This window comes from Taibaiella sp. KBW10 (assembly GCF_003852495.1).
Taxonomy (GTDB): domain Bacteria; phylum Bacteroidota; class Bacteroidia; order Chitinophagales; family Chitinophagaceae; genus Edaphocola.
Genome location: NZ_QAJI01000003.1, coordinates 514258 through 534281, shown reverse-complemented (window position 1 = coordinate 534281; position 20024 = coordinate 514258). Strand labels below are relative to the sequence as shown.

The window sequence follows — 20024 nt, the reverse complement described above, 5'->3', positions numbered from 1 at the left end:
TATCCCATTAGTTGAGGGTAAACAGGTATTAATTTTTTGTTTTATATCCTGCATCTCGGGCCTCAATCATGCCGGCAGATATGTATAAGCCCATCCGATAGCGGGGATGGGCTTACCGGTCAATGTATTTATATGCGCAAAGGGTTTTAAGGATATACCCTATAAAGTATCCAGAACCGCGTTCATTTTTCGGACTGCGGCAGCACTTTGGTTAAACTTTTCCTGTTCTTCCGCATTCAGTTTCAGATCAATGATTTCTTCCCAGCCATCTTTCCCTAAAATAACCGGCACCCCTATGCAAATGTCTTCCTGTCCATACTCTCCTTCCAGATAGACCGAGCAAGGAAAGATCTTTTTCTTATTCCTTACGATAGACTCTAACACCATTGTAGCCGCCGCGCCGGGCGCATACCATGCCGAAGTACCCAATAATTTCGTTAAGGCTGCACCGCCCACCATCGTATCGGCAATTACTTTGTCTAATTGATCTCTGGTCAATACATCTGTGATTGGTAGGTTGTTCAGCGTTGTTAATCGGGTCAGGGGAATCATCGTTGTGTCGCCATGTCCGCCGATTACGGTCGCCTGCAAATCATTTTGGGAGCAGTTTAGCATCTTTTGCAGATTGGTTTTGAAGCGCGCTGAATCCAGGGCGCCACCCATACCGATCACCTTATGCTTCGGTAAACCCGTAGATTTTAAGACATGATAGGTCATCGTGTCCATAGGATTGGCCACGACGACAAGAATGGTATCCGGAGAATATTTAAGGATCTGATCAGCTACCGTTTTTACAATACCGGCATTCGTCCCGATCAGGTCTTCACGGGTCATACCCGGTTTCCGGGGAATGCCTGCGGTAATGACTACAATATCGGAATTTTCGGTACGGCTGTAATCGCCGGTGGTTCCGGTAATGTGTACATCAAAACCCAAAAGGGAAGAGCACTGTTGCAGGTCTAAGGCTTTCCCTTCTGCATATCCTTCAAGGATATCTACAATTACGAGCTCATCACAAATTTCCTTTCTTACAATATTGTCAGCACAAGTCGCGCCTACAGCACCTGCACCTACTACGGTAACTTTCATAATACATGTTTTGGAGTCCTTACAAGTTACGCAATTCAGTGTGATTTTAAGATAAAAAGGGATTAATTTTTGGGCAATTTATCCCTTATATCCAATACGATTCGGACCCGTCACGGATAAGGCAGGATAAAAATATGGCGGCCGGTACCGGCCGCCATACAGACAATTATTCTTTTGTATCATTACATATTCTTCAACTCCTGCTCCATGGCAAACATTTTGTCTCTGAGCCTTGCTGCTTCCATAAAGTCTAAATCTTTTGCGGCTTTTTGCATTGCTTTCTTCGTTTTGTCTAAAGCCGTTTGCAAAGATGACTTGGTTTTATATTCTACAAAATCTTCTGCTGCAATCGTATCGTCTATAGCCAGGACATTACCTTCATCATAATGTTTGATATCCAGTACCGAGGTTTGCTTCATGATCTGTTCTACCGATTTGTGTACGGTAGTCGGTGTGATGCCATGTACGGTATTATATGCGATCTGTTTTTCGCGCCGGCGTTGCGTTTCATCCATCGTGCGCTGCATACTATCCGTAATCTTATCGGCATAGAAGATCACCATACCTTCCGAGTTACGGGCTGCGCGTCCCGACATTTGGGTCAGCGAGCGTTCATCTCTTAAGAAACCCTCTTTATCGGCATCCAGAATGGCCACTAGGGTGACTTCGGGTAGATCGAGTCCCTCCCTCAATAAGTTTACGCCTACCAGTACATCTATATTGCCTAAACGCAGATCTCTTAAGATTTCTACACGTTCCAGGGTGTCTACCTCGCTATGAATATACCGTGAATTGACATTGATGCGTTTCAGATAGGTATCCAGTTCTTCCGCCATTCTTTTGGTCAGCGTCGTCACCAATATTCTTTCATTACGTTTGGCCCTTTGGTCGATTTCTTCCAGCAGGTCATCAATCTGGTTCAGGCTGGGGCGTACCTCAATCGGCGGATCTAAAAGACCCGTCGGACGTACGACCTGCTCTACCACCAAACCTTCTGTGGTGTTCAATTCAAAATTGCCGGGTGTGGCACTCACGAAGACTACCTGGTTTAATAAATTTTCAAATTCATTGAAGTTGAGCGGCCGGTTATCCAGAGCGGAAGGCAAACGGAAACCGAAGTCCACAAGATTCATTTTGCGGGAGCGGTCTCCTCCATACATACCGCTGATCTGCGGGATGGTTACGTGGCTCTCATCAATAAACAACAAAAAGTCTTTGGGGAAATAATCCAATAAACAGAAGGGGCGTGTGCCGGGATTCCTTCTGTCCAGGAAACGGGAGTAGTTCTCAATGCCACTACAATAGCCCAATTCCTGCATCATCTCCAGGTCATAATTTACCCGCTCTTTAATTCGTTGCGCCTCGATATGCTTTCCTTCTCTTTTAAAATAATCTACCTGTGCGAAAAGCTCATCCTGTATGTCTTTTACGATCTGCCCCATCTGATCTTTAGGGGCCACATAAAGGTTTGCCGGGAAGATAGCCGCATTTTCCATTTTGCCGATCCTTTTTCCCGATTCAATTTCAAAACTCTCAATTTCCTCAATCTCATCACCAAAGAAAGTAATGCGATAGCCATAATCTACATAAGGTAAATTAATGTCTACCGTATCGCCTTTTACCCTGAAGGTACCCCGGGAAAACTCTCCCTGGGAACGGTTATAAAGAGAATTGACCAGGTTATGTAATAAGCCGTTTCTGGAGACAATATCGCCCTGGGCAATGCGGATAATCCCATTCTCATATTCCGTAGGATTACCCATACCATAGATACAGGAAACGGAAGCCACGACCAGAATGTCGCGCCTGCCGCTCAACAGATCGGTGGTTGTGCGTAAGCGTAGCTTTTCGAGTTCCTCATTAATGGCAAGGTCTTTTTCAATATAAGTATCACTTACGGGCATATAAGCCTCCGGCTGATAATAATCGTAGTAAGACACAAAATAGTTAACAGCATTGTCGGGAAAGAACTGCCGGAACTCTCCGTAAAGCTGTGCCACCAGGGTTTTATTATGGGTAAGGATCAGGGTTGGCTTTTGTACATTTTCAATAATATTGGCCATGGTAAAGGTCTTTCCTGAACCGGTTACGCCTAAGAGCGTCTGAAAAACATCCCCTTCTTCTACGCCCTGCGTGAGCTGCGTAATGGCCGTGGGTTGGTCTCCCGCCGGCTTATAAGGCGCGTGTAGTGTAAATTTCATGTGGATACGTTAAAAAGAGTAAACATAATCGGCAAAATAACGCAAGTCTTTGGCCAGGCGATCCGGGAGTTCCATCATACTCATATGTCCGCAGGGTTTATATATGGCCACTTCGTTGACCGCAGATAAATGGCATTGGCTAAGGGCTTCTGCCATCGGAGTGGCATTGTCTTCATTGCCGATAATCCATTGTATCGGGATGCGCTTATTTTGCTGCAACCATTCCGTTTTGTCGCTACGGATCATGATAGCATGATAAAAGGCTGCCAGTGCATCCGCACTCAGTTGCATGCCATTATTAAAGATTGTTTCTATTGCTTCGGGATGTGCTTCTTTGAAGGAAGCGGAAAATAAGTTTTCGGCCATCGCTTTTACAAACGTCCGTTTGCCGATATCGCTGCTTTGTAAGAGTTTGATGGATTTACGACGAGCTTCTTTTTTCTCTTCCGTATCTGCCGAGGCTAAAGAGTGCACCAGAGAAATGGCTTTGACCCTTTCCGGGAATAAAGTAACTAATTCCATAATCGTATAGCCACCCATAGAATGCCCCGCAAAAATAGCCTGCTCAATGTGTTCTTTATCTAATACTTCAATCAATGCTTTTGCCATCTTGGCCAGCGTCAGGTCCCGAACGAAAGGGCTTTTGCCGGCACCGGGTAAATCCGGGATCAGCAATTGGTAGCTTTCCGAAAGGGATGCCGTAATCGTATCCCAGTTAGACCCGTCATTAGGGAAACCGTGTACCAAAACAATAGGATGACCTGCTCCTTGTATCGTATAATGCAACATGCCTTTCTATATTATTTTGTTTCAAATTTACAACCATTCATTTGATAATTTCCGTTAAAATCAACGATATATTTTACAAATAGCGTAGTTTTGAAGGACGTATCATATAGCTTTTTTAAAGATAAGATTAGATGGAAGATTTACTTATGGGAACGGCCGAAAATAAGATCCAGCGCCTGATTGCTCAGATGGAAACGGTGATCAGAGGAAAGCGGCTACAGATAGAGCAAGTGATCACCTGCCTGTTGGCTCAGGGGCATATCCTGATGGAAGACAATCCCGGTACCGGAAAGACGGTGCTGGCCCGGACGCTGGCACAATCGATCAGCGGCTCGGGAGCCGATAATGTACTGTTTAAAAGGGTGCAGTTTACCCCTGATTTATTGCCGATGGATTTGATCGGTGCATATATCTTTGACGATCAAAAAAAGGATTTTATCTTTAAAAAAGGCCCTTTATTTTGTAACGTATTACTGGCCGATGAGATCAACCGTGCTTCTCCGAAAGTACAGTCTGCTTTATTAGAAAGTATGGCGGAGGGCCAGATCACTGTAGGCGAGCAAACGATAAAATTAAATAAACTCTTTTTTACGATTGCCACCCAGAATCCTATAGAGACGGAAGGGACCTATCCCTTACCCACGGCACAGCTGGATCGCTTTTTTATGAAAATATTCTTTGGTTATGTAGACGAGCAGACCGAACTGGATATCTATCATCATTACCTGGAGATCAACAATAATTTACATACGCTGACGCAGGTTTTGAGTATGCAGGATATCCTGGACTTACAACAAGCTGCAGAAGCGGTATACATCCATAAGGAAATTGTACAGGCCGTTGCTAATATTGTACGGGGTACCCGTGAGCACAGCGATATTACGCTTGGGGCTTCTACCCGCTCCGGAATTTCGTTTATCAAGTGCCTCAAAGCATTCGCCCTGGTAAAAGGACGCAGCTTTGTGATAGAGGATGATGTGCAATCTATTGCCAAGGCGGTCCTGGAGCATCGTTTGTTGTTCCGCAACAAAGAGGCAAGGATTAAGGCATTCGATCAGATTGTACAGCAGGAGATGCAACGATTGAGTACCTTAAGGTTACATTGAGGATGAGCAGTATGTACTTCACCGAGAAAATAATAACATCTACCGAAAGTGTCGCGGAAAAGGTTCCTGCGTAGCCTACTTTTGGTGAAATGTTTAAATAATTGGATCATGAAAAAAATAATTTTCTTATTGGTTATGGCTGCCGGTATGGGCGCTGCATCGGGCTTCTTGTCTTCTTGCAACAATATCTCTATACGCAGAGACGGGGATGAAGAAAGTGATACGGTGCCTATTGTGAGCAACACAAAAAAATATGACTACAAGGGTTTTGATAAAATTGAAATGAATAGCTATGCTAAAGTGTATTTGATGCAGGATACGGCTTTTAGTATCGTGGCCAAAGGGAATACGGAAGCATTACGTTCTTTAAAAATTACCTTGCAAGACGGAGTGCTGGTGATTGATCGTATCGGAAGCTCCGGTATTTTTGGAGATGATAATGATCAGGAGGTGTCTATATATATATCACTGCCTGAAATCAGTTCGATAGATGCAAGCGGGGTAGGTAAAATAGAGGCGATGACTATGTTTAAACAGCCGCAGCCCTTGTCTATAGATATTTCGGGTGCCTGTGAGGTGAATATGCAAATAGAATCACCAAAATGTAGCTTAGAGTCGAGTGGCGTGGGTCAGGTACGGCTTAGAGGAGCAACCCCAAAACTGGAAATTGATATTAGTGGTGCCGGAGATATAGATGCTTTAGCTTGCGCCGCAGATAGCGTTACTGTTGATGCTTCCGGAGCGGGCGAGGTCAAAGTAATGGCCAATGCACATTTATCTGTTGATGCTTCCGGTGTCGGGAGTGTATCCTATAAAGGAAATCCGGTTGTCGTGAAGGAAGTGAGTGGCGTGGCCGATGTAAAACAATTAAATTAAACCTGATTTGAATTATCGCGTAACGTATCTTTTGTACATATGTTTGTTTTGGGCAGGTATCCATTCGGTATCTGCTCAAGCGCTTGTGCAGAAAAATGCCGCAAAGCGTTATGAAATAGATGCCAAAAGGAGAGGGGTCGATTTTACCAAAGAAGAAGGTCTGGCCGCATCCAGAGAGTTTGTCCGGGTAGACAGTACATATTATGTGGGCTGGATGATACAGGGTATTTATCTTTCGGAGCGTGCTGCCGACTATTCGGGGTATAAAAATGCAGCCGAGCCTTTGGAAAAAGCACTGAACCTTTTGGAAGCTGATTATGCGGCGGAACTCAGGAAGCGTACGGCAGATGCGATGGAATACCTGAAAATCTATAAATTTCAGTCTGATTACAGCAATACAGCAAGTTATCTTTTTCAGGCATACCAGAATACGGAGCAGAATGAGAAAAGCTATACCTTATTACGCAGGGTACAGCGATGGAACATGCAAAAAGAAATAGTGCTGAACGCTTATAACATGCTGTCCTGGATTACACACCGTAACCGGTTCTATACACAGCGTACCTATTCTTTTCTGAAGGGTGATATTCAAGCCAACGAGCAGCTGGCCAATAACTACCTGGATACGGCACTGATGCGGATCAATACGAACCTAAACGTCAATAAAACCGTATTTCCTGAATCCTCTTTGTTGTTTGAACTCCAGAGTGTGTACCATTATAAAAGTATCCTGTATTCCTACAATTTTGAAATAGACTCAGCACAATACTATTTTGCCTTGATGGAAGAAAGCGGAATATTTCCGTATAACAATTACGGCACCTTCTCTGCCATTCAGGCAAAATTCAGAGAGGCTGCTGAATCTTATGAAGCCGCCAGTATGCAGGAGGCCGGCAGCAAACATTTGCAGGAGTGGGCTTACTATTCGTCATTGATCGATATTTATAAAGGAGATCCTCTACACGCGGCCCTTAATATGCGCGATATGATCCGTGCTTCGGGCTCTACACCCGGTTTTGGATGGTACAATATTGCATTGGCCAGGGCTTGTATGTATGAAGGGAATATCGAAGAAAGCCAGAAGTATTTGGATAAGGCGGCACAGTTTAAAGAACTGCATATCGGAACAACCTTAGGAAAGCCGCATTATGAGTTCAGCATTAATTTACTGGGCCTTGTCAATAAAATACACAAAGTAAAACAACAGAAGTTTGAAGATAAAAACTGGTGGTGGCATCCGGGTACTTTATACAGCATTGCCGTATTAAGCACGGAAAAATATGCGCAGCAATATCTGGTGGCGAATCAGCTGGCAGCTAATCCGGAAAGGGATAATGTGGTGTATCGCCTCTTTGCTACAGAGAGTACCGTTTCCTGGGATGAAATCTGGTTTCTGATCAAAGGATATAGCACAAACTATTTCTACAAGAAATTTGAAGAACAATTGAAAACAGATCCGCGGGAGCGGGTCTATAAATATTTCAATCTGTACCTGGCCCGTATTGAAATGGAAAAAGGACAGTATAAAAAGGCAGAGCAACGCCTCGTGCAAACCTTAAGCTTTACCGAAGATATTGACGAAGTATATGAGAAACTGTTTCTGGCGAGGGTCTATGAATCCTTAGCTATCTGTGCCGATAAGAACGATGAAGATAAATTGTATCAGCAAAGTTTAGCGCAGGTATACAGCCTTTATCCGCAACTCCTGCCTTATTCTACCTTAAAGCCGCAATTTAAACTCACCGTTTCCGGTACGAATGAAGCCATATTGGATGGAATAAAGAAATACAATATTAAATGGAATCCCGATAATGCCTTTGCACCGCATGCCTATCTTGTTTTTGCCGCCGATGGCAATAAAAAATCCGTAAGCTATTCGGTTACGGATTTTCAGGGTAATGTTATTGTAAAACCGGTTAAGGTTGTGATTGGCGATAAAGAAGAAGCGATTAAAACAGTCGCTTATGGTTTATTTAATATCCAGTCGCTCGACGCGCAACCCGATATTAACAACGGAGGGTAGGGGATTCTCCCGCATGATCTGCTCCAAAGTAATATTATAAGTACCTTTTTTACTGAATTTCGGATAATCTTTTCCGGCAGTAAGTAATATTTTATGCTCATATAAGGCGCCGATATTACTACCCAGCCATTGTCCGTCGGGAGCAGAGAGTACTGCTTCCTTACGGTTACCGGCATCAAATTGTTTGTCTTCCGGCATCTTTGTTTTTATCCGTACCCAAATATTTGCATTCGGGAAAGCCGCATCATGTCTTACAATCAGGTATACTTTATACTTTGCAGTCGTATCCGGAATGTCAAAAGTAAAATTGGGTTGAAATTTATAATCCCATTTACCACCCGGTACACCCAATTGTTTCTGAAAGGCCGTTTCTTTGGGTTTCCCACAGGCGGGTACTAATAAAGTTATGGTGAGGATAGAAAGGATACCCACCCATTTGTTATATGAATACTTCATTTGTTGTGTTACTATTTTTATACAATATTCAATACCTGCTCTTTTGCTTTTTCCAGTTCGTCTTTCATTTGAACGACCACTTGTTGCATCGTTGCATCATTGGCTTTGGAGCCCAGCGTATTGATCTCGCGACCTACTTCCTGCAATACAAAACCTAATTTCTTTCCAATGCCCTCTGTACCGGCATTAGCCGTAAGCTCTTTAAAGTAGGTGCAATGCGCTCTTAAGCGTTGTTTTTCTTCCGAAATATCGATCTTCTCAATATAATAAATCAGTTCCTGCTCTAAGCGGTTTGCATCCCATTTATCATTACCTACCCATTCTTCCAGCAGTGCCGTAATCCGCTCTTTGATGCGGTCGATACGTTTGGGTTCATGTATTTCAGCCTCTTTTAATAACAGTTCGATTTGGTCAATTCTGCCCAAAAGATCGGCTTCTATTGGTTTTCCTTCTATTACTCTATGCTCTACCAATTGTCGGGAAGCCTCGTTCACCAGACCTTCTATCACTTTCCAATCTTCCTCGTTCACACTTTCCCCTTCAGGAGCCACCACTTCCGGCAGGCGCATTAAGGTAGGTAAAATCTGTTCTTCGGGAAGGTTGAGTGCAGTGGCTATTTCCTTAATAGAGTGATAATAAGATTGTGCCAATGCGGTATTGATCTTCATTGGTTTTGCAGCACCATCCTGTTTTACGAAAATCGCTACATCAACCGAACCTCTTTTTAATACTTTAGCAATGATCTTGCGGATATCGGCTTCATAAGCTTTCAATAAAGGGTTCAGCTTATTCGTAATTTCAAATTGCTTACCGTTAAGCGATTTGATTTCGACAACGATTTCCTTATTGCTGGTATGCCCTTCTGCTTTTCCAAAGCCCGTCATTGAAAATATCATATGTGTCTTTTATTTGTGGAACAAAAGTACTCAAATTATCATCAGTATGCGTAGAAAGTAGGGTGAATCATTCACAAATATTTAAAACGGCTGCGATGGCTTTTTCTGTTACTTTTGTAGGTACAATAAAATGTTTTATGATGAGAAAATATTACATCTATCCGGCTTTATGCCTTGCAATGGGCTTCACTGCCTTAGTGTCTTGTAAGAGTACACCCGAGCAAGCAGCATCCACTCCGGCACATGCAACAGAGACGGTTACTCCCGATAAAGCTATTAAAATAGAACCGCTTCCGGCCTCTCCTGAGTTCGCAGATGCGGCCTTGTCCATTAAGGATGTGACTACCGTTCCGGTAGGTAAAGACTCCGTAAAAGTGACCATCAATTATACGGTGGATCATTATGAATTGAAAAAACAAACAGATGCGCCTACTGCAAAAGAGTGTAACAACTCAGCACAGGGACAGCATATACATTTCATCCTAGACAACAAACCTTATGCAGCTTTATATGAGCCTACGCATAGCTTTACCGTTCCGGTAAATTCTAAACATGATGTCATGTCGTTTTTATCCCGCTCTTATCATGAGTCGCTTAAAAACAAAGGTGCGGGTGTCTTGCTCCGTTTTGCAATAGACGAAAAAGGGGCTTATAAAAAATTGGAGAACCCGAAAACACCAATGATTTTCTATAGTCGTCCTAAGGGAGATTATGTAGGGAATGATACTAAAAATGTATTGTTAGATTTTTATGTATACAACACGACCTTGTCGGAAACCGGAGATAAAGTAAAAGTAACCATTAATGGAAATGCATTTACGATTAGTCATTGGGTGCCGCAATTCATACAAAATGCGCCGATGGGTAGCATGAAAGTGAAACTGGAACTGATTGATAAAGATGGTAAAAACATTAGTGGTGACCACACGGCGGTAGAAAGAGACGTACAATTGGCACAACAAGAGCCGATGAAATAAGGTCAATATTTTAGAACACATCGGTCACATTTATTAAAAAAATCGGCCTCGTGTAAATACCATAATCATACCAGTCTTAATAAAAAGGAAGCCTTCGATGATCCATCGGAGGCTTCCTTTTTATGTTTTTTGAGCGGTACTGCTATGGGATTTACCTTATCGGTCACTTCGTTCCGACATATTTAAATCGCTATCGAAGGGACTTTTAGAGAAGGGATAAATACTTTGTTTGATAAAACCTTTGGGATATTCACCTTCTAACACACCAGTACTCTCTGGCCATTTATTGCCGGGGAGGTAATAGGTGCCGAAGATCATATCAATAAAAGGGAAAATAGTGGCGAAGTTCTTACCATAGTGTTTCGGGTCTTCACAATGGTGCCAATGATGGTATTGGGGCGTGGCAAAAATATATTTGATCGGGCCAAAATTAATCCGCGTATTCGCATGAATCAGCACCGCATGGATAGCGATGAAAATAATATACACGTTAAATACCTGCTCTGAAAAGCCCAAAATGTAGAGGGGAATAAAAGTCATGGCGCGGGTAAAGAAAATATCAATAAAGTGGGTGCGGCTGCCGGCCAACCAATCCATATTTTGTGTGGAGTGGTGCACGGAATGAAAACGCCATAGGTATACATGGTTATGGAAGATGCGATGTGCCCAGTATTGAAATAAATCGGTACTTAAAAAGGCCAGGAACAAGCCTGCTAAAAAAGGAAGGTTTTGTACCCAATGATGTATTTTATCTAAACCGATCCATCCAAAAAATACCACAGCAGGCTTTTGCGTGATCACGCCGAAGAACTGGATAAATAAGTGACTGATCACAAAATAGACCAGATCCGTACGCCACTCCTCATGAAACTTAGTTTGTTGCGCTCTTTTGGGAAAGAACAATTCCAGTGGGATAAAGATAACCGTCATCAATAACAAATCCAGTAACATCCAGTCTAGTCCGAAATGCCAGCTGGTCTTATCAACGGCTCTGCCTTCAACTGCAAAGGCTCCCAGTAAAACAGCAAGTCCGGCAATGGCCGAACCGGTCAGTGCCCATCGCATTCTTTTGCTCAGGATCAGGCTTAATAAAGCAAAGAAAAAAGAACCGATAATGACGGCGGCGATAAGGGTTGCCATGCTTTCTCCGGTATATAATTCCCGAAACTCGGGTGTTGTGAGGCGCTCGGGAAAGCGAAAACAAAGAACCCCTCCAAGTGATAAAATGGCCAGGAAGATAGACACATAACCACTAATCTTTCCTTCTCCTATCTTCAAACGTTTATATTCGGGCATTGATAAAATTTATGCCGAAAATAATGGTTATCCAAAACTTTAGCAAATGTTCTTTAATTGCTGCTTTATGAATTGATAATGCCGATTATCCCCAAATATTTCGGAAATTTGCAGCCTAACATGCTTAAACATGAATTTTAAAAAGATCTTGTTGGCTGCTTGTGCAGTACAGGGAATATTAGGCACGGCGCAGGCCCAAAACCAACCGCCCCGCCCCAAATTAGTAGTCGGTATTGTCTTAGACCAGATGCGCTGGGATTATCTTTACCGTTATGCCGACCGCTTTGGTAAAGGCGGCTTTAAACGCTTACTCAAAGACGGCTTTAGTTGCCAGAATACCAGTATTAATTATTTGCCTTCTTTTACCGCTCCCGGGCACTCTTGTATTTATACCGGATCAGTACCTGCATTGCATGGGATCGCGGCCAATGAATGGATCGATAAGCTGACCCGTAAAGAGGTTTATTGTACCGAAGATAAGGATGTACGCAGTGTGGGTAATAACGGTGATGCGGGAAAGATGAGTCCCAAAAACTTATTGGCCTCTACCATTACGGATGAATTGCGCCTAGCTACAAATTTTAAAGCCAAAACAATTGGCGTTTCTCTTAAAGATCGCGGCTCTATTCTGCCTGCAGGCCATACCGCTTCTGGTGCCTACTGGTTCGATGGCAAAGATGGCCAGTTCATTACAAGCACTTTTTATACCAATACCTTACCGAAATGGGTACTTGATTTTAATGCCCGCAACTGTACCGATAGCTTGTTGAAGAATGATTGGAATACTTTGTACCCGATCGAAAGCTACACCCAAAGTACGGCAGATGATAATGCTTATGAGGGTAAGCTAAAAGGAGAAAAGGCACCGGTATTTCCGCATCAGCTCGCACAAAACATTACCAAAGATAAAGGTGTGATCAGAAGTACACCCTGGGGCAATACCCTGACCCGCCTGATGGGAGAAGCCGCGATTGCAGGAGAGGGTTTAGGCAAAGATGAAGTCACGGATTTCCTGGCCATCAGTTTTTCCAGTACCGATTATATCGGCCATGTATTTGCGCCTAATTCTATTGAAGTGGAAGACTGTTATCTGCGTATGGATAAAGAGCTGGAACTGTTCCTGAATTACCTGGATAAGCAGGTGGGCAAAGGGAAATATACCGTATTCTTGACTGCAGATCATGGCGGGGCACATAATGTCACCTTTTTACAAGACCATAAACTGCCCGGGGCTAATTTTGACTTTAAAAAAGTAAGTACCCTGCTGAACGATCGCTTGCAAAGAACGTTTAAAGCAGACAGCTTGGTGCATTTTGATAACTATCAGATCTACTTTAACGAAGCAGCCATTGCCAAAAATAACCTGGATCTCAAAGCGATTTCTGCCGAGACCAAACGCATTATAGAACAGGTCGATTTTGTATCCTATGTGTTTGACATGAAAGACCAAACCACAAACATTGCTCCTGAACATATTTGGGAGATGGCGGTGAATGGCTATAACCGCAAGCGGAGTGGCGACTTACAGGTAATCCTTGATCCGGGCCATTACAGTGGTTACGGCAGTACGGGTACCACACATGGCAGCTGGAATCCTTACGATGCGCATATCCCTTTGATCTTTTACGGATGGGGTATCCAGAAAGGAGCGAGTTTTAAACCTTATTATATGACCGATATTGCCCCTACGATTGCAGCCCTGCTGCATATACAGGCACCTAATGCCAATATAGGAACACCCATCGTAGAAGTCTTGAAATAAACGAAATGATTACCATATAAAACAGTACGGCGACCCAAAGGGTCGCCGTACTGTTTTATATGGTAATGCTGTTTGTATCGTAATTGGTGGCTCCTCCTTAAAACAAGAGGTCCCCTTCATTATTTAGAAATTACTCGTGACGACCTGAACCGTTACCCTTGATTTTTGTTCCAGTAATACCTTCCGGTCTTTGATCAGTTCCTTAAAAGTGGCCTGATCATAATGCCTTACCGTAAGCAGTTCTGCATCTTCATTTCTCCTGATCTGGTAGTTTTGAGAAAGTGCTGCGATGAGGGGCTCTACCTTATCCAGGTTATTATCCACACAAGCGATCAGGCTGATGGCCGCATTTTGCAATAGATTGATCTTTACTTTGTGCTGGTGAAAAATAGTATACAGTTCGCTCAGCTTATCTTCGGTAACAAAAGAATAGTCTTTGCTGGTTATTTTCAACAAGATCTGGTTTTTCTTTAGTACAATGATCGGTGGATAAGCGGTCTCTACCTCATTCTTAATAATAGTTCCGGGTAGTCCTTTGTCCAAAAAGCATTTTACATACAAAGGAATATTATGGTTATGAAGGGGTTTAATGGTTTTCGGGTGAATCACCTGAGCACCATAATAAGCCATTTCGATCACCTCATAGAAGCTGATCTGCTGAATCTTTATAGTATTGGGAAACAATTTAGGATCGGCATTTAATAAGCCTTCTACATCTTTCCAGATGGTGACACCACTTGCCGGCAACATGCTGGCAAATAAGGCCGCAGAATAATCGGAACCTTCCCTGCCGAGAGTGGTAGAATAATTTTCGTCTGTGCAGCCAATAAAACCTTGTGTGATCACAACAGAGTATTGGTTGAACAAGGGCAATAATTTGTCTTTAACCTGCTTTGTGGTAAAGGCCTCATCGACCAATGCATCGCGATAGTTATTATTGGTCCGTACCAGATCCCGGGCGTCTACCCAGGCATTAGATAATTGTTGTGCCTTAAGGTAATGACTGAAGATACTGGTCGAAATCAATTCGCCTAAAGATACGATCTGATCGTATACATAATCATAAGCATACTGAGGTGCTGTATCTACAGCCCATTGCATCTCCGTAAAGATCAGATGTAGCTCATCCTGTATCGCGTCCAGCGCCTCACCCTGGAGCAAAGCACTGCAATACGCAGCATGTTGCTCTTCTAACTGTTTTATCAAATCATCAGCCTTCTGTTTATCACCCTTGAATGCAACCTTGACAACTTCTTCTAAAGCATTTGTAGTCTTACCTAAAGCAGATACTACAACTAAAAGGGGTTTCTGAGCTTCCGCTATAATAGGAAGCAATGCGGTCATTCTCTCGGGAGTGGCAATGGATGCGCCACCAAATTTGTAAACTTGCAAGTCTAATGTTTGTTTTTAAAAGTTAAATAATGATTATTCGCTTGGTTTAGTCTGTTCTGTATTTTGGTTATTCGGTCTATTGGGTCTGCGTTTATTATTTTGCTGATGCCCTTCCCGATTTTTATGTCCTTCAGGATTTCTGTTTTTCTGTTCTCCAGTAGGCTTTTGTGGCGCTGCAGTCTGCATTGGCTTAGGGTTATTGTCCCTTTGGCGCTGCTGTCCGCCGCCGGTATTCGGCGCTTTCGTTTCCGTATTTCTATTTTGCGGAGGCTTCGGCCTGTTATTTCTTTGCTGACCCTGTGGTCCTTGTCCGCCACCTTCTGTTTTTACTCTTGGCTCTCTTGCTTCCCTCGGTTCTCTGTTATGCACGCGCTCTCTGCCTTCCCTACCTTCACCCTGTGCACTCTGCTCGGCATTTCTCGGCCTTTGGTCCCCGCCTTGTTGTGGTTTCTTGCGTTTCTTATTGTTATTATTTCCTTTCAGAGAAGAGAGTTTGATCTGACCTACGTCATTCACAAAGCCCATATCCACCGTTTTTTCCGGATCTTTATTTTTTACCTGAATCTCTACTGCTTCCAGTTCCTCCGGTTTCTCTCCTTTGGCATTCAACAGCAGGATTTCTTTTACGCGCTCTATCGTTAAAGGATATTGTTTGTTACTTCCGGCAAAACTATACCACATCAGATTTTTAAAGATGTCCTTCTTTTGCAGGAATGCACGCCCTTGCTGCAATTCCATACTGTCTGCATTTGGCGGGAATCCTTTTAGAGAATCCATATAAGTATCCAGCTCATAGTTCAGGCAACATTTTAAGCGGCCGCACTGACCCGATAATTTGGTCTGGTTGATCGATAAATTCTGATAACGTGCTGCCGTGGTATTGACTGTTTTAAAATCAGATAACCAAGAGCTGCAACACAGTTCGCGGCCACAGGAGCCAATGCCGCCTACCTTAGCACTTTCCTGACGGGCACCAATCTGGCGCATTTCAATCTTTGCCTTAAACTCACCCGCATATACTTTGATCAGTTCCCTGAAGTCAACACGAGAGTCGGCGGTATAGAAGAACGTAATTTTTTTGCCGTCGGCCTGCCATTCCGCTTCTGCAATTTTCATTTCCAGGTTAAGCTGTTTAGCGATGGCCCGGGAACGGATCATGGTCGATTTTTCAATTTCCTTCTGTTGATAGTAAACATTCAGGTCATTATCGGTGGCCGTTCTCAGTATTTTTTTGTCGATACCGTCTTCGGTAACGGAGTATTTTTTCAATTGTAGTTTTACCAGTTCACCGGTCAGGCTGATCTCTCCGACATCAAAACCGCCGACCCCTTCAACCGCTACCATTTCTCCTTTATCAAAAAAGATATTAGTATTGTTTTTAAAGTAATCCTTACGGCTACCTCGGTTAAAACTGACTTCTATTATATTGTAGGGTTTACCGAAATCGCTGAGCGGTATTTCGGCAAGCCAGTTGAATACGTTTAATCGGTTACATCCCCCGGAGCTACAACCGCCGCCACTTTGACAGCCAGAAGTCTTTCCTTCACCTGAGGACACACCACAACTTCCACATCCCATATGTAATATTTATATATAGACACCTTTTTCCATAGATTTAAAGAATCAGGTGATTAATTATGACGAATAACTCACAAAAATAGACTATTTAGCCGATAATTGTGAATGTTAATAAATTTAAAATATCTATACGAAAACCGGCATTTCGGAGTCTTGTGCCTAAGTATAGAACCTGATATAAAAATCATTACCCCTTAGCGCGCTCATATTGTTTATGCCAACTTACTTCTGCGCCTAATGCTGTTGCTGCATGCAGGGCAAAATAAGGATCCCGTAATAAAGCCCTGCCCATGAAAATAAGATCGGCTTTTTGCTCCTGCAGGATGGCCTCTGCCTGTTCGGCAGTGGTAATGAGCCCAACCGCACCACTCATGATACCTGCCTGGTTCCTGACCGCATCGGCAAAGGGTACCTGGTAATCAGGTCCCACAGGAATTGTTGCATGACGGGTATTTGCCGCTGTAGAACAGTCTACAAGATCTACACCTTTAGTCTTCAATATACGGGCAAGGGCGACCGAGTCTTCGGTGTCCCAACCTTCTGTACCCATCCAATCGGTGGCAGAGATGCGCACAAATAATGGGAGTGTTTCAGGCCATACTTCATTAACGGCATCAATGACCTCCAGCAGAAACCGGATTCTATTGTCAAAACTACCGCCGTAAGCATCCGTTCTTTGATTAGACAGCGGAGAGTAAAATTCGTTGATCAGGTATCCGTGTGCGGCATGAATCTCGATGAGCTGGTAGCCGGCATCAAGCGCCCTTTGGGCTGCCTGCCGGAAGGCGGACACAATTTCCTTAATTTCCGCAACCGTTAATTCATGCGGAATCATGTCCCGCTCATGAAAGGGAAGGGGAGAAGGCGCCACCGTTTGCCAGCTATCCGGGCCTTCGGGTATTTGCCAGCCTTTATTCCAGGATACTTCACAACTGGCTTTGCGCCCGGCATGCGCCAATTGGATACCCGGAACACAATCATATTTACGGATAGTGCTTACAATTGCTTTGTACTTTTCGGTATGAGCATCGCTCCAGATACCCAGGTCGGCATAGCTGATACGCCCTTCCGGGGTCACTGCAGTCGCTTCCTGGATGATCAGGCCTACACCACCGATCGCTCTTGAGGTATAATGAATGTAGTGCCAGTCATTCGGTAAGCCCTCTACGGCGCTATACATACACATGGGCGACATGGCCACTCTGTTTTTTAAGGTAATGGATTTTATCGTTAAAGGGGAAAATAGTAGAGACATTCTTATGGGTTTAAGATTAAAAAAGGATGGTGTTCAGACCATCCTTATACTGTATTTACTTACTGTGAAGATCTTCATCTTCATTATAGACACGTAATTCGACGGTTTCCGTAGAGTTGCGGTACATCTTAATAATGGTTACTTCGTATTCGTTTATTTTGAATTTTTCACCTTCTCGCTGTTCTGCACCTTCATAATGCTCCGAAATTAATCCGGCCAGGGTATCGAAGTGCTCGCTTTCTTCAAACTTAAAAGGAATATATTTATTGATATCGGAAATCGGCTGGTGCGCATTCACCAGATAAGTCGTTTCACCGGTCTTTTCTACAATCGGTTTTTCGTTATCATACTCATCCTGTATCTCACCCACCAATTCTTCGAGGATATCTTCCAGAGTGACGATACCACACAATTCCCCAATTTCATTGGTTACAACGGCCATGTGAATATGTTTACGTTGAAACTCTTTTAATAAGTTCTTGATCTTAGCCGTTTCCGAAATAAAGGTCGCTTTTCTCATAGTGGCCGCGATATTCGCCTCTTCCTCACCACTCAGCATTTTCTTTACCAGGTCTTTGGTATATACCAATCCTTTAATATTATCCAGCGATTCTGCATAAACGGGAAAGCGGGTATAACCTTCGTTTATCGCGAAGTCCAGCGCTTCTTTTACGGTCATATCGATGTCTATGGCAGAAATATTCTTCCTCAAGGTCTGAATATTAAATACCCTTCTGTCATCAAAATCAAATACATTTTGGATCAGGTCTCTTTCCGTTTGTTCAATAGCACCACCTTCCTGACTCTCGGTAATGATCATCTTTAATTCCTCTTCCGAGTGGATTTCCGATCCGTGCATCGGTTTAATGCCGATTAAACGTAAAATACCATTAGCCAATCCGTTCATCGTCCAGATGATCGGGCGGAATATGAAATAAAATATTTTGAGAGGCCAGGCCACATACACCGTTGTATTGGTAGGAAAGCGAATGGCCAGAGATTTGGGCGCCAACTCTCCAAATACAATATGTAATACCGTAATAATCGCAAAGGCAAAAGGAATGGCCGCTTTATTGGCCGCTGCTTCGGAGATATTAAGGTTTAAAAGATCAAATACGTTTTTGATCATTGCCGTCATCACTTCTTCACCCACCCAACCAAGGCCCAGAGAGGCAAGGGTAATACCGAGTTGTGTTGCTGCAAGATAAGAGTCTAAATTATTAACGATGGATTTTGCCACATTGGCTAAACCTTTACTGAGGTCTGTACGAACTTCAATTTGTGATACCCGAACTTTTACAATGGCAAATTCGGCAGCAACGAAGAATCCGTTAAGTAATACTAAGAATATGGTCAGGAGAATTTCCCAGGAATGAATGGGGGTCGTAACTAAAAATACCGAGGGAGGTATATCTGTGTTCATTTAAATAAGTGAAATGGTAAGAACACGAAAGTAGGATTATTAATTTATATGCCAAAATTATACTTATGTGAATAAGGATTATAACATAAATCTTACATTTCGGGCCCTTCCGGGATAATTATAACAGGGGGCACTTCATCATTACGCTCAAAAATGAAGTTATTACGGCCTTCGCCCACAAGTAAGTTGATCATTTTCTGTTGTACCATTTCCAGCAAGGCCAGGAAGGTAAAGATGGCTTGAATGCGATCGTTCATTTGGGCAAACAATTCTTCAAAAGAGGATTTTTCGCTGTTTAAGAGATACTCCGTAAGATAGGTTCTTTGCCCTTCCATGGAATAGTTATACTTGACGATAACGTGTTGAGGTTTGTTATGGCGTTCCTGAAATTTCTTCATTACCCGCTCAAAGGTATTCACCAGCTTATACAGCGTTACCGTTTGTATTTCTGTACCCTCAGCATATTGCTGGCCCAAGGCATCCAGTTCTTTCCGGATATTACCGCGTTTTTGTAAGAGCAGGCGTTCTGCCTCCATTGCGGCCATCTGCTCCGAAGCTTCTTTAAAGCGCTTATATTCCAGCAGCTTGTCTACCAACTCCTGGCGCGGGTCAATCTCGTTTCCGGTGGCATCAAGCTCTCTTCGCGGCAAGAGCATTTTTGCTTTGATGCGCATCAAAGTTGAGATGAACAGGATAAACTCACTGGCCATCTCAATATTGAGGCTTTCCATATTATGGATATACGCCAGAAAGTCTTTAGTCAGGTTATTAATCGGGATATTATAGATATCCAGCTCATCGCGTTCGATGAAAAACAACAACAAGTCAAAAGGACCTTCGAACTGAGGTAATTTTATAAAGTAAGCATCCGCGTTAGCCATAGATCAAAACAATACAATAAAAGA

16 protein-coding genes are annotated in these 20024 nt (G+C 43.2%); 5 read left to right on the top strand and 11 right to left on the bottom strand.

Annotated features, from left to right (window positions below; genetic code table 11):
- Positions 1 to 159 precede the first annotated feature (159 nt).
- From mdh to DBR32_RS06630, 3 genes are all read right to left on the bottom strand, one after another.
- Positions 160 to 1089 (bottom strand): malate dehydrogenase, encoded by a 930-nt coding sequence (gene mdh, locus DBR32_RS06640; protein WP_124635509.1) that lies wholly within the window; start codon positions 1087 to 1089, stop codon positions 160 to 162.
- 182 nt (positions 1090 to 1271) lie between these two features.
- Positions 1272 to 3290 (bottom strand): excinuclease ABC subunit UvrB, encoded by a 2019-nt coding sequence (uvrB, locus tag DBR32_RS06635; protein ID WP_124635508.1) that lies wholly within the window; start codon positions 3288 to 3290, stop codon positions 1272 to 1274.
- A gap of 9 nt (positions 3291 to 3299) precedes the next feature.
- Entirely contained in the window at positions 3300 to 4079 is a 780-nt protein-coding gene (locus tag DBR32_RS06630; RefSeq protein WP_124635507.1) for an alpha/beta fold hydrolase, read from the bottom strand.
- 131 nt (positions 4080 to 4210) lie between these two features.
- On the opposite strand from DBR32_RS06630, the gene DBR32_RS06625 reads away from it, so the two are divergent.
- The 3 genes from DBR32_RS06625 (at position 4211) to DBR32_RS06615 (ending at position 8084) form a co-directional block, all read left to right on the top strand.
- Complete coding sequence (locus DBR32_RS06625) at positions 4211 to 5185, top strand: MoxR family ATPase (protein ID WP_199724382.1); 975 nt, start codon at positions 4211 to 4213, stop codon at positions 5183 to 5185.
- Positions 5186 to 5293: 108 nt separating this feature from the next.
- Positions 5294 to 6061 carry a head GIN domain-containing protein gene (locus DBR32_RS06620; protein ID WP_124635506.1) on the top strand — a complete coding sequence of 256 codons (768 nt, stop codon included), beginning with the start codon at positions 5294 to 5296 and terminating at the stop codon, positions 6059 to 6061.
- Positions 6062 to 6068: 7 nt separating this feature from the next.
- Complete coding sequence (locus DBR32_RS06615; protein WP_124635505.1) at positions 6069 to 8084, top strand: hypothetical protein; 2016 nt, start codon at positions 6069 to 6071, stop codon at positions 8082 to 8084.
- Here the strand turns inward: DBR32_RS06615 and DBR32_RS06610 are convergent.
- Positions 8031 to 8540 (bottom strand): gliding motility lipoprotein GldH, encoded by a 510-nt coding sequence (locus DBR32_RS06610; RefSeq protein ID WP_124635504.1) that lies wholly within the window; start codon positions 8538 to 8540, stop codon positions 8031 to 8033. The genes DBR32_RS06615 and DBR32_RS06610 overlap by 54 nt on opposite strands.
- A 17-nt stretch (positions 8541 to 8557) precedes the next feature.
- Complete coding sequence (locus tag DBR32_RS06605) at positions 8558 to 9436, bottom strand: YicC/YloC family endoribonuclease (protein WP_124635503.1); 879 nt, start codon at positions 9434 to 9436, stop codon at positions 8558 to 8560.
- Positions 9437 to 9573: 137 nt separating this feature from the next.
- Here DBR32_RS06605 and DBR32_RS06600 point away from each other — a divergent pair, with 137 nt between their 5' ends.
- Positions 9574 to 10413 carry a hypothetical protein gene (locus DBR32_RS06600; protein ID WP_124635502.1) on the top strand — a complete coding sequence of 280 codons (840 nt, stop codon included), beginning with the start codon at positions 9574 to 9576 and terminating at the stop codon, positions 10411 to 10413.
- 156 nt (positions 10414 to 10569) lie between these two features.
- Here DBR32_RS06600 and DBR32_RS06595 read toward each other — a convergent pair whose 3' ends face one another.
- Entirely contained in the window at positions 10570 to 11709 is a 1140-nt protein-coding gene (locus tag DBR32_RS06595) for a sterol desaturase family protein (RefSeq protein WP_124635501.1), read from the bottom strand.
- 130 nt (positions 11710 to 11839) lie between these two features.
- On the opposite strand from DBR32_RS06595, the gene pafA reads away from it, so the two are divergent.
- Entirely contained in the window at positions 11840 to 13471 is a 1632-nt protein-coding gene (gene pafA / locus DBR32_RS06590; RefSeq protein WP_124635500.1) for an alkaline phosphatase PafA, read from the top strand.
- A 123-nt stretch (positions 13472 to 13594) separates the two neighbouring features.
- Here the strand turns inward: pafA and DBR32_RS06585 are convergent, their stop codons facing one another.
- The 5 genes from DBR32_RS06585 to DBR32_RS06565 all read right to left on the bottom strand — a co-directional run bounded on the left by DBR32_RS06585 (position 13595) and on the right by DBR32_RS06565 (position 20000).
- Entirely contained in the window at positions 13595 to 14863 is a 1269-nt protein-coding gene (locus DBR32_RS06585) for an aspartate kinase (protein WP_124635499.1), read from the bottom strand.
- Positions 14864 to 14896: 33 nt separating this feature from the next.
- Positions 14897 to 16441, bottom strand: a complete 1545-nt coding sequence (gene ricT / locus DBR32_RS06580; RefSeq protein WP_124635498.1) for a regulatory iron-sulfur-containing complex subunit RicT — start codon at positions 16439 to 16441, stop codon at positions 14897 to 14899.
- 187 nt (positions 16442 to 16628) lie between these two features.
- Positions 16629 to 17696 (bottom strand): NADPH dehydrogenase NamA, encoded by a 1068-nt coding sequence (gene namA, locus DBR32_RS06575; RefSeq protein ID WP_124635497.1) that lies wholly within the window; start codon positions 17694 to 17696, stop codon positions 16629 to 16631.
- Between the two features lie 55 nt (positions 17697 to 17751).
- Positions 17752 to 19119, bottom strand: coding sequence for a hemolysin family protein (locus DBR32_RS06570; RefSeq protein WP_124635496.1), 1368 nt, complete (start codon positions 19117 to 19119; stop codon positions 17752 to 17754).
- A gap of 92 nt (positions 19120 to 19211) precedes the next feature.
- The gene (locus DBR32_RS06565) at positions 19212 to 20000 is read right to left on the bottom strand and encodes a ScpA family protein (RefSeq protein WP_124635495.1); all 789 of its coding nucleotides are present in this window, start codon (positions 19998 to 20000) and stop codon (positions 19212 to 19214) included.
- Between the last annotated feature and the right edge of the window lie 24 nt (positions 20001 to 20024).